Origin of the sequence: Arthrobacter sp. QXT-31 (assembly GCF_001969265.1) — a bacterium.
Taxonomy (GTDB): Bacteria; Actinomycetota; Actinomycetes; order Actinomycetales; family Micrococcaceae; genus Arthrobacter.
The window spans coordinates 662,122-675,689 of sequence record NZ_CP019304.1 but is presented as its reverse complement, the minus strand read 5'-3'; the positions used below and the strand labels follow the sequence as shown (position 1 = coordinate 675,689).

Here is a 13,568-nt window from a genome sequence, read left to right as displayed (position 1 = left end):
GATTTCACATTGCGGCAGAACGTTTGCTAATGTCATACCTGCTTCATTCCTCCTTAGCTCAATTGGCAGAGCATTCGACTGTTAATCGAAGGGTTGCTGGTTCAAGTCCAGCAGGAGGAGCGCACAGTCCCGCGGTTGGCCCAAGAGCCGGCTGCGGGACTTTTTTATGTTCTGCCTGGTTTATGTGCTGCCTAGGCTTAGACGAAATCCATCTCCACCTGGAGGAAGCGCTCAGCCTCGGCTATGGCGGCCTCAAACGCTTCCCGCTCCGTCGGGGACTTCCGCGGCTCCCTGGGGTGCCATTCGTGGGGCGAGGAGTGCACTCGGGTGAAGCCGCCGTCGGGCGGCGCATAGAAGATGCCGAACCGCTGGACGGGCCACTCAGGGGACGTTTCCGGGGCCACCAGCAGGGCAGCGTTGAAAGCCGGGTTGAACCACTGGGCTATGGGCCGGCGACGGTCCTCAGTGAAAAGTCCCGCCGCATAGAGCGCCGCCGACTGGGCACTGGTCTGAGTGCACAGCCGGTCCCACCACAACGGCAGAATGCCGGAGTCGCACCGCTGCCACGTGGCCGGAAGTGGAGGATGATCCTGCCAGTGGGGCACGTAACAACTTTATCGCGCAGCTACCCGGGCGAACAGATGGCCTAGGGCCTGTTCCAGGGCCCGGGATTCACGCGGTACAGCAGGGCAGAAACGACGACGGCCCCCACCAGGATGCCCAGCACAGCGTTGCCCATCATCCTGCCGGCGAAGAAGCCGGCCACGCCGCCGAGGATGGCTCCGAGGAACAGCCCCCGGCCGTTGCGGTGGGGTTTGCGGGTCATGGTGCCAGCCTACCCGCCGGCGGCTGCAGGAGGAGGCGAACAGGGGTCAGTGGATGGAGGGCACGGTCCGCGGGCGGACCACAAGCCACAGGGCAGCCGCCGCAAGGAAGATGCAGCAGGCCTGGACGGCCCCCATCGGCGTGGCGGAATTTCCTCCCAGCCACCCCACCACAGGCGAGATGATGCCGGCCATGAAGAATGTGGACGCCCCAAGAAGGGAGGCGGCGGTGCCGGCCTGCGCTCCGTGGCTGGCCAGCGCCAGGACCTGGACGCAAGGGAAGGTGAAGCCCGTGCCAAGGATGTAGAACCAAAGAGGAACCAGGACGCCCCAGAGCCCGAACCCCAATTGGTCGAACACGACGATCAGGACGGCCATCAGGAACATCCACGCGGTGGAGCAGGCCAGGATCCACTGCGGGGGGACGCGCTTTATGAGCCGGGCGCTTGTCTGCACTCCGGCGACGATGCCCAGCGAGTTGATGCCGAACAGAAGCCCGTACTGCTGGGGCGAAAACCCAAAAACGTCCTGGAACAGGAAGGGTGACGCGGAGAGATAGCTGAACAGTCCGCCGAAGTTCATGCCACCCAGCATCAGCAGGCCCACGAAGATCCGGTCAGAGAACAGGACGCGGTACCGCTGCCGGGCCGTCAGGCCGGACTGGCCGCGCTTCTCCGGCGGCAGCGTCTCCCGGACGAACACGACGGCGGCCAGGATCACCGCGGTGCCGTAGCAGGCCAGGAAGACGAAGATGCCCGGCCACGCCATGACAAGGAGAAGCTGGGACCCGATCACGGGGGCCAGGATGGGCGCGAGCCCGTTGACCAGTGCCATCCGGGAGAACATCCTCACCATGGCATACCCGCTGAACAGGTCACGGACCATGGCCATCGCCACCACGCCGCCGCCTGCCGCCCCGATGCCCATGAGGACACGGAACGCCCCCAGGGTGGCAATGTCGGTGGAGAGTGCGGCGCCTAGAGAGGCGGCGATGTGCAGGGTGGTGGCCAGGATGAGGGGGAGCCGGCGTCCGAACTTGTCGCTGAAGGGCCCCACCACCAGCTGCCCCAGCGCAAAGCCGACAGTGGTGCCGGTCAGCGTCAGCTGGACAGCGGCCTCCGAGACGTTGAGGCTCGCTTCCAGGGCAGGGAATGCGGGCAGGTAGAGGTCCACCGTGAACGGCCCGAGGGCGGTGAGGGCGCCGAGTAGAAGGATGTAGAGGAATTTCTGCCGGCGGCTGAGCGCATCGCCCGGGTTGCTGGTGGTCACAAGGACCCATCCTAGGGCTGTCAGATCAGACTTTTACAGCGTTGGAGGGCACGCCGGGGCTAATTCCAGAAGTTCCGGCTGACACTGAATGATAGTTTTGTCAGCGGGGGCGCGCGGGCGCACCGGAAACCCCCTCAGCAGCGAAGAAAATCGACGACGGAACCAGTTAGGCGGAACCTATGAGCGGACGTCACAGCGGGCGGACCAACCAGGGATTGCGGATCACCGCGCTGCCTAAGACGGTGAAACTGGCCCTCAAGCTTGCGCCCCGCCAGCTCAATGACGAGATCGCCCTGGCCAAGATCGAGGCGAAGCGCAAGGGCAAGCAGCTTGGCGTCGCCGGAGCCTTCTTCGGCGTGGCCGCCGTTTTTCTGGCGCTCCTGGTCACCGGCCTGATTGTCGCCGCGATCATGGGCCTGGCCACCATCATGCCGGCCTGGCTGGCAGCGCTGCTCGTCAGCGCGGTTTTCCTGCTCATTGCCGTCATCGGCGGTCTGATCGGACTTCGGAAGTTCAAACAGGCCATGCCGCTGATTCCGGAGGACAGCGTCCGCGGCCTCAAGCACGACCTTGGCGTCGCCAAGGAGGGCTCGGACTTCAATGCCGCCGTGCTCGATCCCAACTCACCGCAGGCCAAGGCCGCGGCAGAAGCCAAGGCCGCCGAGAAGGCCAAGGCCAAGGCTGACAAGGAAGCCAAGAAAGCCGCCGAGGCAGTGGATGTTCCCGTGGCCACCGAGCCTGAACTGCGCCGCCGCCTGAAGCAGCGCCGTGAGCACCTCACCGGCGTACGTGATGAGCTCGGCGAGGAGCTCGACGTCAAGACCCAGGCCCAGGCACTGCTCGGCGTCGCCAGGCACCGCGCTGCGGAAGGCAGCGAGCGGTTCCAGGAGGTCCGCGGACGGGCGGTTGAACGGTTCGCCGCCCTGTCGGCGTCGGCCCGCTCCGGCGCTCCGGCAGGCTCGCTGCCCGGGCAGCTTGAGGCGCGCTGGAAGCCGCTCGTTGCCCTTGCTGCCTCAACGGCCGTCCTGGTCGCCTTGCTGCGCAAACTCTTCAAGAGCTGAGCCTTGTCCTGAACGAAGACTGTAAGAGGCCGCTGGCCGCGGAGAGGGAGGGCTGATGAAATTCATCGGCGCTGGTTCCCGTCCCGGCCAGCCGCATGTGGACCGCGACCTGGTCTACACCGTCCCAAACCTCCTCACGGTACTGCGCTTCATGGGCGTGCCGGTCTTCGTCTGGCTTGTGCTCGCCCGGAAGGACTACGGACTCGCTGTGCTGGTGCTGGCGATCATGGGCAGCACCGACTGGGTTGACGGATATGTCGCCCGGCGGTTCAACCAGACCTCCAAACTGGGACGCGTTCTGGACCCGATCGCCGACCGGCTGGCCATGATCGCGGTCGCCGTCACCCTGGTGATCGCCGGGGTCGTGCAGTGGTGGTACCTGGCCGCGCTGGTGGTTCCCGATGCCGTCCTGCTGGGCATGTCGCTGTTCTACTTCCGCGGACACCCGGACCTCCCCGTCAGCCTGGTGGGCAAAACCCGGACCGGACTGCTGCTGCTGGGAACTCCGCTCCTGGTCCTGTCCAAGCTGCCCACTCCGTTCGCGGAAGCGTGGTTCGTCGCGGCCTGGGTGGTGCTGGGGCTGGGCCTGGTTGGCCACTGGGTTGCCGCCTACAACTATTTCTGGGCGATCCGGCGCAAAGGCAAAATGCTGGCTGCCGGCGACGGCGGGAACGGCTGATGGTCTGGGTTGCGGTTTTGCTCGCGGTCCTGGGCGCCTTTTGCCTCGCCTTCGGTGCGCAGCGCCAGGGCAGCGCCGTCAAGGCGGACACGGGCGGGCTGGCGCTGAGCTCCAACGGTTTCCTGCGCCTGCTGCGGAACCCCCGGTGGGTCTTCGGCCTCTTCCTGCTCTGCCTCGGCATGGCGATGAACGCCGTGGCGCTGGTGACGGCACCCCTCACCGTGGTGCAGCCCATCGGCGCCATCGCCCTGGTGATCACCACCGTGGTCAACACCAAGGACCAGGGACTGAGCATCAACCGCGCCACGGTGGTGGCGATCACCGCGTGCGTGACGGGTTCGGCGCTGTTCGTCCTGCTCGCTGTGAACGTCACGCAGGAAAGCCACCACGTCACGCCGGAAGATGAGCTCACGATTGTGCTGCTGCTTGCCCTGGCGGTGGGCATTTTCGGCACCCTCGCCGCCATGTTCAAGCACCGCATGAGTGCGTTCATCTACATCCTGGGTGCCGGCATCCTGTTTGGCTTCGTGGCCGTGTTGACGCGGATCATCGGCAAGCACCTGCTGGATCCGAATGGCCTCTTCCTGCTGAATGTGCCGTGGTACTCGGTGGTGGCCATCGCAGCGGCCGGGGGACTGGGGTCCTGGTTCGTGCAGAGCGCATACTCCACCGGTCCGCCGGACCTGGTGATTGCCGGTCTCACCGTGATCGACCCCATTGTGGGCATCGCCATCGGCATCACGATCCTTGGCGAGTTACGCCCCGATGTCCACGCTGTCATGGCGATTGCGATGGGGACGGCGGCAACCCTTGCTATCGTGGGGGTAATCGCCCTTTCAAGACACCATCCCGAGGTCACCAAACGGAAGAAGGATGTTCGGAAGGCCACGGGCAGGGCGTCCCACTAGCCGACTTTGACTGCGGACCAGGAAAGAATGTGCCGGTGCATCCCGTGCCGGCAGCGGCCAGTGTGGTCAGCCGCAGCCGACCACCATGACCACCAGGAGCTTTCTACGTGACCATGCCCGACGCCCAGCGCCCACTGACCATCCTCATCGCGGCGGACACGTACCCGCCCCACGTTAACGGAGCCGCCCAGTTCGGCTACCGGCTGGCCAAGGGCATGACACAACGCGGACACGACGTCCACGTGCTGGCCTGCCGGCAGGACAAGGGCAAGAGCTTTACGGAGTTCCGTGCCGAAGCGACTGTCCACCGCCTCCGTTCGCACAGCGTCTTCACGCACGAATATTTCCGGATCTGCTTTCCATGGGAGATCAAGAAGGAAATCAGCCTGCTGTTCGACAAGGTCCAGCCCGACGTCGTGCACATCCAAAGCCACTACATGATCGGCGAGCACGTCCTGTACGAGGCAGTGAAGCGCGGCGTCCGCATCGTGGCCACCAACCACTTCATGCCTGAGAACCTTAACCCGTTCCTGCCGTTCCCGCAGTGGTTCAAGGACATCATCGGGAAGATCTCCTGGAAAGACATGGGCAAGGTCATGGGCAAGGCCGATGTCGTCACCACGCCCACGCCCCTGGCGGCCAAGGCGATGCACCAGCATGCCTTCCTGCGCAAGGTGCTCCCGCTGTCCAACGGCATCGACTCGGCGGCCTACGAGCTCAAGCCGGACGAGATCATTGAGCCGCACGAATATCCCACCGTGCTGTTCGCGGGCCGGCTGGCGGAGGAAAAGCACGTCGACGTGCTGATCAAGGCGGTGGCTGCCACCCCCGCCGACCTGAACGTCCACCTGGAGATCGTCGGCGGCGGCGAGGTGCGTCCGTCGCTCGAGGCCCTGGTGGAACGGCTTGGCCTGCAGGACCGGGTGAAGTTCCTGGGCCTCGCCAGCGACGACGAACTCCGCGAGGCCTACATCCGGGCCGACCTGTTCTGCATGCCCGGGACGGCGGAACTGCAGTCGCTGGTCACGCTGGAGGCCATGTCCGCATCGACGCCTGTCCTGCTGGCGGACGCCATGGCCCTTCCGCACCTGGTGCGCGACGGCGAAAACGGCTACCTGTTCACGCCGAATGACAGCGCCGACCTGGCGGAGAAAATCACCCGGATCTTCCGGCTGCCGGCCGAAGAACGCAAGGCCATGGGCAACGCCAGCCGGTGCATGGTGGAGCCGCACAGCATCGAGGGGACCCTGCAGACGTTCGAGGGCCTTTACTATGGGGCGAACTACGAGGACAAGGTGGTCTGAAGACCACGCTTGCCTGAAGTGGTCAGAAGCCTGTCGCCGGTTTGCTAGAGTGAATCTGCCCAGCCGACGACGGGCCCCTTGAGGGCCGGCGCTGGCAGGGCGCGCCTCCCGCAATGCGGGACCGGTGCACGGGGCTATAGCTCAGCTGGTTAGAGCGCGGGACTCATAATCCTAAGGTCCTCGGTTCAAGTCCGAGTAGCCCTACCTTCAGAGCCCTGATCTGCGACTCCGCGGATCAGGGCTCTTTCCATTTCCTGCGCCCCTGCGATATGTTACTGGCGAGTAACTAGTCCTTTCCGGCGCCCGTGTTTCTGTTCCTTCGCGACCGCCGGCCACCGCGAAGGAGCGCCATGTCCGCCGCTGCCACAGATATCACCAGCCTGCCCTACGCCGACGGCGACTTCTTCGCCTTTGAGGAGATGCTCAGTTCCAAAGAGCGCGACCGGCTGGCAGAGGTGCGCTCCTTCCTGGCGCGGGAAGTAAAGCCGATTGCCGTGGAGTGCTGGAACCGCGGTGAATTTCCGCTGGAACTGATTCCCAAGCTGGCCGAGCTCGACCTTGTCAGCCCGGTCAGGCGCCAGGGTTACTCCAATCTCTTCGCCGGCATCGTGCACGCTGAGGTCACCCGCGCGGATACCTCCATCGCCACCTTCATGGGTGTGCACGACGGCCTCTTCACCGGCTCCATCGAAGCCCTGGCTTCCCCGGAACAGCAGGATGCCTGGTTGCCGGACATCTACTCGCTGCGCAAGATCGGGGCCTTCGGGCTGACCGAACCCCTGGGCGGCTCCGATGTTGCCGGCGGCACGCGCACCACGGCCAGGCGGGAGGGCGACCACTGGATCCTCAACGGCGCGAAGCGCTGGATCGGCAACGCGACATTCTCCGACTGGGTGGTGGTCTTTGCCCGCGATGTGGCCGACAACCAGGTCAAGGCATTCCTCGTGGATACGGCGTTGCCCGGGTTCAGTGCCACGAAGATCGAGAACAAGATTTCCCTGCGGACCGTGCAGAACGCAGACATCACACTCGAGGACGTGGTGGTGCCGGACTTCTTCAAGCTGGCCAACGCCAACAGCTTCCGTGACACCAACAAGGTCCTGAAAGTCACCCGCCTCGCTGTCGCCTGGCAGGCGGTGGGCCAGCAGCTCGCCGCGTTCGACGTGGCCCGGCGCTATGCCGTGGAGCGGCACCAGTTCGGGCGCCCGCTGGCCTCTTTCCAGCTCGTGCAGAGCCAGCTGGTCCAGATCCTGGGGAACGCCGTCAGCTCGATGGGCATGATGGTGCGCCTGTCCCAGCTTGAGGATGCAGGCCGGGCGAAGGACGAGCAGTCGGCCCTGGCCAAGGCCTTCACCACGGCCCGGATGCGCGAAAGCGTGGCCATTGGCCGGAGCCTCCTCGGTGGCAACGGCATCGTGACGGACTTCGAGATGGCAAAGATCTTTGCCGATGCGGAGGCGATCTACTCCTACGAGGGCACCCACGAGGTGAACACTCTGGTGGCGGGCCGGGCCATTACCGGCGTCTCCGCAATCGTCTAGCCACCCGGTTCCCCGCTGCCCTTCAGCGGCAACAGCACCGAGGGCCGCAGGTCCAGGATGAAGGACAGCGGGTTAAGGTACTCCTCGCCGCGCCGGACACCCCAGTGCACGCAGGGGGACCGGCCGCAGTGGCCGGCGACCAGCGTGCCCACCACGGCGCCTTTGGCCACGTAAACGCCCTTTTTGAGCGGGCTCCGCACCGGTTCGAAGCTGCTGCGAAGGCCATTGCCGTGGTCAATGGTGATAACGGGCCGGTCCACCACCACGCCGACGAAGCTGACGGTGCCGGACTCCGGGGCGGTGACCGGGCCGCCGTCGGACGCGGCGCGAAGGTCCACGCCCCGGTGCCCGCTCAGCCACGGCTGGGGCGGGGGATCGAAGGGCCGCAGGACCGCCGGCCGCGGCGCCAGCGGCCAGCTCCACGCCGCCGGGGCCGGAACGGCGGCAGAAACAGCGGGCAAGGTGCGGACAGCGGAAGGTGCCGGTGCGGCTGAACGTGCAGCCGCCGTCGTGAACAGGAGCAGCGCCAGCATCACGTAAGCTTTCATGTCCCCAGCATGGGCGCCCGGTCCGGCTGCCGGAACGGGGCCCTTGGCCTATGTGGAAAACGCCCTACGCCGCGGCGGGGGCGAGGCGGATCCGGTGCATTTGCCGCGGACCGCTGTAGTACACTTGGTGGAGCAGTCCGCTGTGCCCTCCACGCATTTCATGGACATGGCATTCCATGGACATGGGTAGCGTCAGCACGCCCCATTCAGGAGTGCGGGGGAGCAGCAACTGACTACGCGTATCCAGCCCTCCACAACCGGTAAGCAGCTGCTTGCTGCTGAGGAGGATTGTGCCTCTCGCGGTCGGGTCCGGCAACGGTCCTGATGAGATGTGCAATGGATGCCAGGAGCCTGTGCCCGCCCGGGCAAGGCTAAATAACCGTCAACTATTGGCAGGGTAAGAGCGGCTGCGGCCGTTCTCATGAATGACCTGCCGGAAGGAGCGTCGGCATGCCCGTCGTAACCATGCGCCAGCTGCTTGACAGCGGCGTCCACTTTGGACACCAGACCCGCCGTTGGAACCCGAAGATGAAGCGCTTCATCTTCACCGAGCGCAACGGCATCTACATCATTGACCTCCAGCAGTCGCTGTCCTACATCGACCGCGCCTACGAGTTCGTCAAGGCCACCGTCGCCCACGGCGGCACCGTGCTGTTCGTCGGCACCAAGAAGCAGGCCCAGGAAGCCATTGCCGAGCAGGCCACCCGCGTTGGCCAGCCGTACGTCAACCAGCGTTGGCTCGGCGGTATGCTCACCAACTTCCAGACCGTTGCCAAGCGTATCCAGCGCATGAAGGAACTCGAAGAGATCGACTTCGACGATGTCGCCGGTTCCGCTTACACCAAGAAGGAACTGCTGCTGCTCCGCCGCGAGCTCACCAAGCTCGAGTCCAACCTCGGCGGTATCCGCAACCTGACCAAGGCTCCGTCCGTGCTGTGGGTTGTTGACACCAAGAAGGAGCACCTCGCGGTTGACGAGGCCAAGAAGCTCAACATCCCGGTTGTGGCCATCCTGGACACCAACTGCGATCCGGACGAGGTCGACTTCCCGATCCCGGGCAACGACGACGCCATCCGCTCCGTGAACCTCCTGACCCGCGTTGTTGCTGACGCTGTTGCCGAGGGTTTGATCGCCCGCAACCAGCGCGCAACCGGCACCACCGAGACTCCGGAAGAGCCCCTGGCTGAGTGGGAGCGCGAGCTCCTCGAAGGCAGCAAGGCCGAGGCTCCGGCTGCCGAGGCTGCTCCCGCCGCTGAGGAAGCCCCGGCTGCCGCCGAGGGCACCGACTCCGCGAAGTAACAACTTCATCGGGATTTCCGGGCGCTGTCCGCAGCGCCCGGGCAACTGACAGGATGGCCGCTCACCTGGTGAGCAGCCGTCCTGTCGGTCCGTACACACAAAAATTTTCTAGACAGAGGGGTTCACATGGCGAACTACACTGCCGCTGATATCAAGGCTCTGCGCGAGCGCACCGGCGCCGGCATGATGGATGTCAAGAAGGCTCTCGACGAAGCCAACGGCGACGCCGAGAAGGCGATCGAGATCATCCGCATCAAGGGCCTGAAGGGCGCCACCAAGCGCGAAGGCCGCTCCACCGCCGAAGGCCTGGTTGCTGCCAAGGTCGAAGGCGGCGTCGGCGTAATGATCGAGGTCAACTGCGAGACCGACTTCGTCGCCAAGGCTGACAAGTTCATCCAGCTGGCTGACAAGGTCCTGGCCATCGCCGTCGAGTCCGGCGCTGCCGACCTCGAGACCCTGCTCGCCACCGATGTTGACGGCAAGCCGCTGTCCGAGGTTGTCGTCGAAGAGGGCGCTGTCCTCGGCGAGAAGGTTGTTGTCCGCCGCATCGCCCGCATCGAGGGCGCCACGGTCGACGCTTACCTGCACAAGACCTCCAAGGACCTCCCGGCCCAGGTCGGCGTCCTGTTCGCAGTTGACGGCGAAGGCGAAGCAGCCACCACCGCAGCCCACGACGTTGCCGTGCACATCGCCGCGATGGCCCCGAACTACCTCTCCCGCGAGGACGTTCCGGCTGAACTGGTCGAATCCGAGCGCCGCATCGCCGAGGAAACCGCCAAGGCGGAGGGCAAGCCCGAAGCTGCCCTGACCAAGATCGTCGAAGGCCGCGTTACCGGCTTCTACAAGGGCGAGGTCCTGGTTGACCAGGCATTCGCCAAGGACGCCAAGAAGACTGTGGCGCAGGTCCTCGAAGAGGCCGGCGTCAAGGGAACCGCTTTCACGCGTTTCCGCGTCGGCTCCTAGTCTGACACGCAAGGGGGTGGCCACTTCGGTGGCCGCCCCTTTTGCATGCACCGGCCACATAAGAATGTGAGCGCTGGCCGGATGCGCGATAACCTAGCTCAGAGTTCACCAACCGGAAGGCACCATGGAAGCCGTCAACACTCCCGTCCAGTCAGAGAAAACCAGGCGCCGGGTCCTCCTGAAGCTGTCCGGTGAGGTCTTCGGCGGCGGCAAGCTGGGCGTCGACCCGGACACTGTCCGCGGCGTGGCCAAGCAGATCGCGGCAGCCGTTCCGGAGGTCGAGGTGGCCATCGTGGTCGGCGGCGGCAACTTCTTCCGCGGCGCCGAACTGTCCGACGGCGGCATGGACCGTTCGCGTGCCGATTACATGGGCATGCTGGGAACGGTCATGAACTGCCTCGCCCTGCAGGACTTCCTGGAACAGGCCGGTGTTGAGACCCGGGTGCAGAGCGCCATCACCATGGGGCAGGTGGCCGAGGCCTATATCCCGCGCCGCGCCATCCGCCACATGGAGAAGAACCGTGTGGTCATCTTCGGGGCCGGAGCCGGCCTGCCCTACTTCTCCACGGACACCGTGGCAGCCCAGCGCGCACTCGAAGTGCACGCCGACGTCGTCCTGATGGCCAAGAGCGGCGTGGACGGCGTATACACGGCCGACCCCAAGAAGGACCCCGCGGCCGAGAAGCTGGAAAAGCTCAGCTACGACGACGCACTCCGCCGCGACATCCGCGTCATGGACCAGACCGCCATGACCATGTGCAAGGACAACAAGCTCTCCATGGTGGTGTTTGGCATGGAAGGCGAAGGCAACGTCACCCGCGCCATCCGCGGCGAAACGCTGGGAACGCTGGTCACGCCCTAGTTACAGCTAGGATATTTCTAGGACGGTCCCGCCCGGTGGGCGGGGCCAGGATTGTGAAATGCCCCGGTTGGCCGGGAACCAATGTCTGAGGAGAGATCGTGATCGAAGAAACCTTGCTCGAAGCCGGAGACAAGATGGACAAGGCGGTTGAGGTAGCCAAGGAAGACTTCGCCTCGATCCGCACCGGGCGGGCAAACCCCGGGCTGTACAACAAGGTGATGGTGGAGTACTACGGGACCCCCACGCCGCTGCAGCAGCTGGCATCCTTCGCGATCCCCGATGCCCGCACCATCCTCATCACGCCGTTCGACAAGACCGCCCTGCGCGACATCGAGCGCGCGCTGAGCGACTCCGAGGTCGGCGCCAACCCGTCCAACGACGGCAACGTCATCCGCATCACCATCCCGGAACTGACGAAGGAACGCCGCAAGGAATACGTCAAAATCGTCAAGTCCAAGGGTGAGGACGCCAAGGTGTCCATCCGCAACATCCGCCGCAAGGCCAAGGAAACCCTGGACCGCCTGGTCAAGGACGGCGAAGCGGGCGAGGATGAGGGCGCTCGGGGCGAGAAGGAACTCGACGCGATCACCAAGCAGCACGTCGACGGCATCGACGAGCTCCTCAAGCGCAAGGAAGCTGAGCTGCTCGAGGTCTGATGGGCCAGGCACAGCAGGCCCCCGGTGCGCGGGCCCGAACCCGGACCCGCCAGCCAAGGCCCAACCCCACGCCCGGGGCTGGGCGCAACCTGCCGGCGGCCATCGCCGTGGGCCTGGCCATGCTTCTTGCGGTGCTCGGCGGGCTGCTCTTCCTGCCTCTCGGCTTTGTCGCCGTCGTCACCACCTTCGCCGCCTTCGGCGTATGGGAGGTTTTCCGGGCGCTTGAAGAGAACGGTACGCGCCTGCCCATCGTGCCTGTCATGGTGGGCACACTGGCCATGCCGTTCTCGGCCTACTTCGGGGGGCTGGAAAGCCTGTTGTTCGCGATGCTCGCCAGCAGCGTGGCCGTGTTGCTCTGGCGCTCGGTGGAAAGTGCGGCGGGCTCGGCCCGCAGCATTTTCGCCGGTGTGTTCGCCCTCGCCTGGGTGCCCTTCCTGATCAGCTTCGCCGCACTCCCGCTGCACGTTGAGGGCGGCGCTTCCCCGGTGGGCCCTTGGCCCGGCGGAGTGGTGCCGGAGGGCGCCTGGCAGATTGTCATCCTGCTGCTCCTGGTGGTTTCCAACGACACGTTCGGATACCTTGTAGGCGCGCGCATGGGCAAGCACCCGATGGCGCCCAAGATCAGCCCGAAAAAGTCCTGGGAGGGATTTGCCGGATCCATCGCCGGCGCGATGCTCGTCGGGGTGCTGGCCAGTATCTTCCTGCTGGACAAGCCCTGGTGGGTGGGGGTGGTGCTCGCGATCGGCATGGTGGCGGCCGCCACGGCCGGAGACCTTGCCGAATCGATGGTCAAGCGCGAACTCGGCGTCAAGGACATGAGCAGCATCCTGCCGGGGCACGGCGGGGTGATGGACCGGCTGGACTCGATCGTGTTCGCCTCGCCCGTGGCCTTCATGCTGTTCGTCCTGTTCTCCGGCGCCTGAGCCTTTCAAGGGCCTGAGCCGTTCCGGTCCCGGTTGTCCCGGGACGGGCCGCCGGGCCCTCCACAACGCCCTAGAATAATGCGGTTACGACCCGCCGATGAAGTATCGAAGGAAACATGGTGAGAGTGGACAGCAAGCGGCAGATTCCGGCGTCGTTCGAACGTGTGGCGCGGACGGAGTACGGCTACAACGCCAAGCAGGTGGACCAGTTCCTGCAGCAGGCGCGCGTATCGCTGGAGACGCCCGAGGCCGCCGCCCACCCCATCAAAAGCGCCGACGTCCGGTCCGTGTCCTTCGATCCTGTCAAGGGCGGATACTCGGCCACCGCGGTGGACGCCGCGCTGGACCGGCTGGAGGACGCCTTCGCCCGCCGGGAGCGGGACGACCTTATCGCCGAGCGGGGCGAGGACGCCTGGCTCCGGCAGATCGGCCAGCTGTCCGGGACACTCCGCGGCCGCCTTCACCGGCCCGACGGCGAAAGGTTCCGCCGCCCGGCCAAGAAAAAGTCACGCAGTTACAACACCAAGGACGTGGACAGCCTGTGCCGCGACCTGATCGGCTACCTCGAACAGGACAAGCCCCTCAGCGTTGACAACGTCCGGCGGGCCGTCTTCCGGCCCGCAGTGGGCCAGGACGGCTACGAGGAGACCCAGGTGGACGCGTTCCTCGACCGGGTGGTTGAACTGATGGCTGCCATCGACTGACGCCCTCACCGCCCCGCTCGGGACCTG

Annotated in this window: 15 protein-coding genes and 2 tRNA genes; 13 read left to right on the top strand and 4 right to left on the bottom strand. The window is 65.4% G+C overall.

Features of this window, described 5'->3' with window-relative positions; translation table 11 throughout:
* Positions 1-47: 47 nt before the first annotated feature.
* Positions 48-120 (top strand) — tRNA-Asn (locus tag BWQ92_RS03190).
* A 77-nt stretch (positions 121-197) separates the two neighbouring features.
* On the opposite strand, the gene BWQ92_RS03185 is transcribed toward BWQ92_RS03190, so the two are convergent.
* The 3 genes from BWQ92_RS03185 to BWQ92_RS03175 are packed head-to-tail and all read right to left on the bottom strand — an operon-like array spanning position 198 to position 2,093.
* Positions 198-605 (bottom strand): hypothetical protein, encoded by a 408-nt coding sequence (locus BWQ92_RS03185; protein ID WP_076798221.1) that lies wholly within the window; start codon positions 603-605, stop codon positions 198-200.
* 41 nt (positions 606-646) lie between these two features.
* Complete coding sequence (locus BWQ92_RS03180) at positions 647-826, bottom strand: glycine zipper 2TM domain (protein WP_076798219.1); 180 nt, start codon at positions 824-826, stop codon at positions 647-649.
* 46 nt (positions 827-872) lie between these two features.
* Entirely contained in the window at positions 873-2,093 is a 1,221-nt protein-coding gene (locus BWQ92_RS03175) for a multidrug effflux MFS transporter (RefSeq protein ID WP_172804238.1), read from the bottom strand.
* 179 nt (positions 2,094-2,272) lie between these two features.
* Here BWQ92_RS03175 and BWQ92_RS03170 point away from each other — a divergent pair, with 179 nt between their 5' ends.
* The 6 genes from BWQ92_RS03170 to BWQ92_RS03145 all read left to right on the top strand — a co-directional run bounded on the left by BWQ92_RS03170 (position 2,273) and on the right by BWQ92_RS03145 (position 7,586).
* Positions 2,273-3,154 (top strand): phage holin family protein, encoded by an 882-nt coding sequence (locus BWQ92_RS03170; RefSeq protein ID WP_076798215.1) that lies wholly within the window; start codon positions 2,273-2,275, stop codon positions 3,152-3,154.
* 55 nt (positions 3,155-3,209) lie between these two features.
* Positions 3,210-3,833 carry a CDP-alcohol phosphatidyltransferase family protein gene (locus BWQ92_RS03165; protein ID WP_076798213.1) on the top strand — a complete coding sequence of 208 codons (624 nt, stop codon included), beginning with the start codon at positions 3,210-3,212 and terminating at the stop codon, positions 3,831-3,833.
* Complete coding sequence (locus tag BWQ92_RS03160; protein WP_076798211.1) at positions 3,833-4,741, top strand: DMT family transporter; 909 nt, start codon at positions 3,833-3,835, stop codon at positions 4,739-4,741. The genes BWQ92_RS03165 and BWQ92_RS03160 overlap by 1 nt, the downstream gene beginning before the upstream one ends.
* Before the next feature lie 107 nt (positions 4,742-4,848).
* Positions 4,849-6,045 carry a glycosyltransferase gene (locus tag BWQ92_RS03155; protein ID WP_076798209.1) on the top strand — a complete coding sequence of 399 codons (1,197 nt, stop codon included), beginning with the start codon at positions 4,849-4,851 and terminating at the stop codon, positions 6,043-6,045.
* A gap of 130 nt (positions 6,046-6,175) precedes the next feature.
* Positions 6,176-6,249 (top strand) — tRNA-Ile (locus BWQ92_RS03150).
* A 146-nt stretch (positions 6,250-6,395) separates the two neighbouring features.
* On the top strand, positions 6,396-7,586 hold the full coding sequence (locus BWQ92_RS03145) for an acyl-CoA dehydrogenase family protein (RefSeq protein ID WP_076798207.1): 1,191 nt from the start codon (positions 6,396-6,398) through the stop codon (positions 7,584-7,586).
* On the opposite strand, the gene BWQ92_RS03140 is transcribed toward BWQ92_RS03145, so the two are convergent.
* The gene (locus BWQ92_RS03140) at positions 7,583-8,134 is read right to left on the bottom strand and encodes a M23 family metallopeptidase (RefSeq protein ID WP_076798206.1); all 552 of its coding nucleotides are present in this window, start codon (positions 8,132-8,134) and stop codon (positions 7,583-7,585) included. The two genes, BWQ92_RS03145 and BWQ92_RS03140, sit on opposite strands and share 4 nt — an antisense overlap.
* Positions 8,135-8,584: 450 nt before the next feature.
* Between BWQ92_RS03140 and rpsB the strand changes: the two genes are divergently transcribed.
* The 6 genes from rpsB to BWQ92_RS03110 all read left to right on the top strand — a co-directional run bounded on the left by rpsB (position 8,585) and on the right by BWQ92_RS03110 (position 13,541).
* Positions 8,585-9,433: a 30S ribosomal protein S2 gene (rpsB, locus tag BWQ92_RS03135; RefSeq protein ID WP_076798204.1), complete on the top strand. Its 849-nt coding sequence runs from the start codon at positions 8,585-8,587 to the stop codon at positions 9,431-9,433.
* Positions 9,434-9,559: 126 nt separating this feature from the next.
* Positions 9,560-10,396, top strand: coding sequence for a translation elongation factor Ts (tsf, locus tag BWQ92_RS03130; protein WP_076798202.1), 837 nt, complete (start codon positions 9,560-9,562; stop codon positions 10,394-10,396).
* A gap of 124 nt (positions 10,397-10,520) precedes the next feature.
* On the top strand, positions 10,521-11,258 hold the full coding sequence (gene pyrH, locus BWQ92_RS03125; RefSeq protein ID WP_076798200.1) for a UMP kinase: 738 nt from the start codon (positions 10,521-10,523) through the stop codon (positions 11,256-11,258).
* Positions 11,259-11,356: 98 nt separating this feature from the next.
* Positions 11,357-11,914, top strand: a complete 558-nt coding sequence (gene frr, locus BWQ92_RS03120; protein ID WP_076798197.1) for a ribosome recycling factor — start codon at positions 11,357-11,359, stop codon at positions 11,912-11,914.
* Entirely contained in the window at positions 11,914-12,837 is a 924-nt protein-coding gene (locus BWQ92_RS03115; protein WP_076798195.1) for a phosphatidate cytidylyltransferase, read from the top strand. Before frr ends, BWQ92_RS03115 begins: the two co-directional genes overlap by 1 nt.
* Before the next feature lie 116 nt (positions 12,838-12,953).
* Complete coding sequence (locus BWQ92_RS03110) at positions 12,954-13,541, top strand: DivIVA domain-containing protein (RefSeq protein WP_377957295.1); 588 nt, start codon at positions 12,954-12,956, stop codon at positions 13,539-13,541.
* Positions 13,542-13,568 lie beyond the last annotated feature (27 nt).

Coding starts and splice junctions, on each gene's coding strand:
- BWQ92_RS03115 (WP_076798195.1), top strand. CDS start 11,914: ATGGGCCAGGCACAGCAGGCCCCCGGTGCGCGGGCCCGAACCCGGACC.
- BWQ92_RS03110 (WP_377957295.1), top strand. CDS start 12,954: ATGGTGAGAGTGGACAGCAAGCGGCAGATTCCGGCGTCGTTCGAACGT.
- pyrH (WP_076798200.1), top strand. CDS start 10,521: ATGGAAGCCGTCAACACTCCCGTCCAGTCAGAGAAAACCAGGCGCCGG.
- tsf (WP_076798202.1), top strand. CDS start 9,560: ATGGCGAACTACACTGCCGCTGATATCAAGGCTCTGCGCGAGCGCACC.
- BWQ92_RS03180 (WP_076798219.1), bottom strand. CDS start 826: ATGACCCGCAAACCCCACCGCAACGGCCGGGGGCTGTTCCTCGGAGCC.
- BWQ92_RS03165 (WP_076798213.1), top strand. CDS start 3,210: ATGAAATTCATCGGCGCTGGTTCCCGTCCCGGCCAGCCGCATGTGGAC.
- BWQ92_RS03140 (WP_076798206.1), bottom strand. CDS start 8,134: ATGAAAGCTTACGTGATGCTGGCGCTGCTCCTGTTCACGACGGCGGCT.
- BWQ92_RS03160 (WP_076798211.1), top strand. CDS start 3,833: ATGGTCTGGGTTGCGGTTTTGCTCGCGGTCCTGGGCGCCTTTTGCCTC.
- BWQ92_RS03170 (WP_076798215.1), top strand. CDS start 2,273: ATGAGCGGACGTCACAGCGGGCGGACCAACCAGGGATTGCGGATCACC.
- BWQ92_RS03145 (WP_076798207.1), top strand. CDS start 6,396: ATGTCCGCCGCTGCCACAGATATCACCAGCCTGCCCTACGCCGACGGC.
- rpsB (WP_076798204.1), top strand. CDS start 8,585: ATGCCCGTCGTAACCATGCGCCAGCTGCTTGACAGCGGCGTCCACTTT.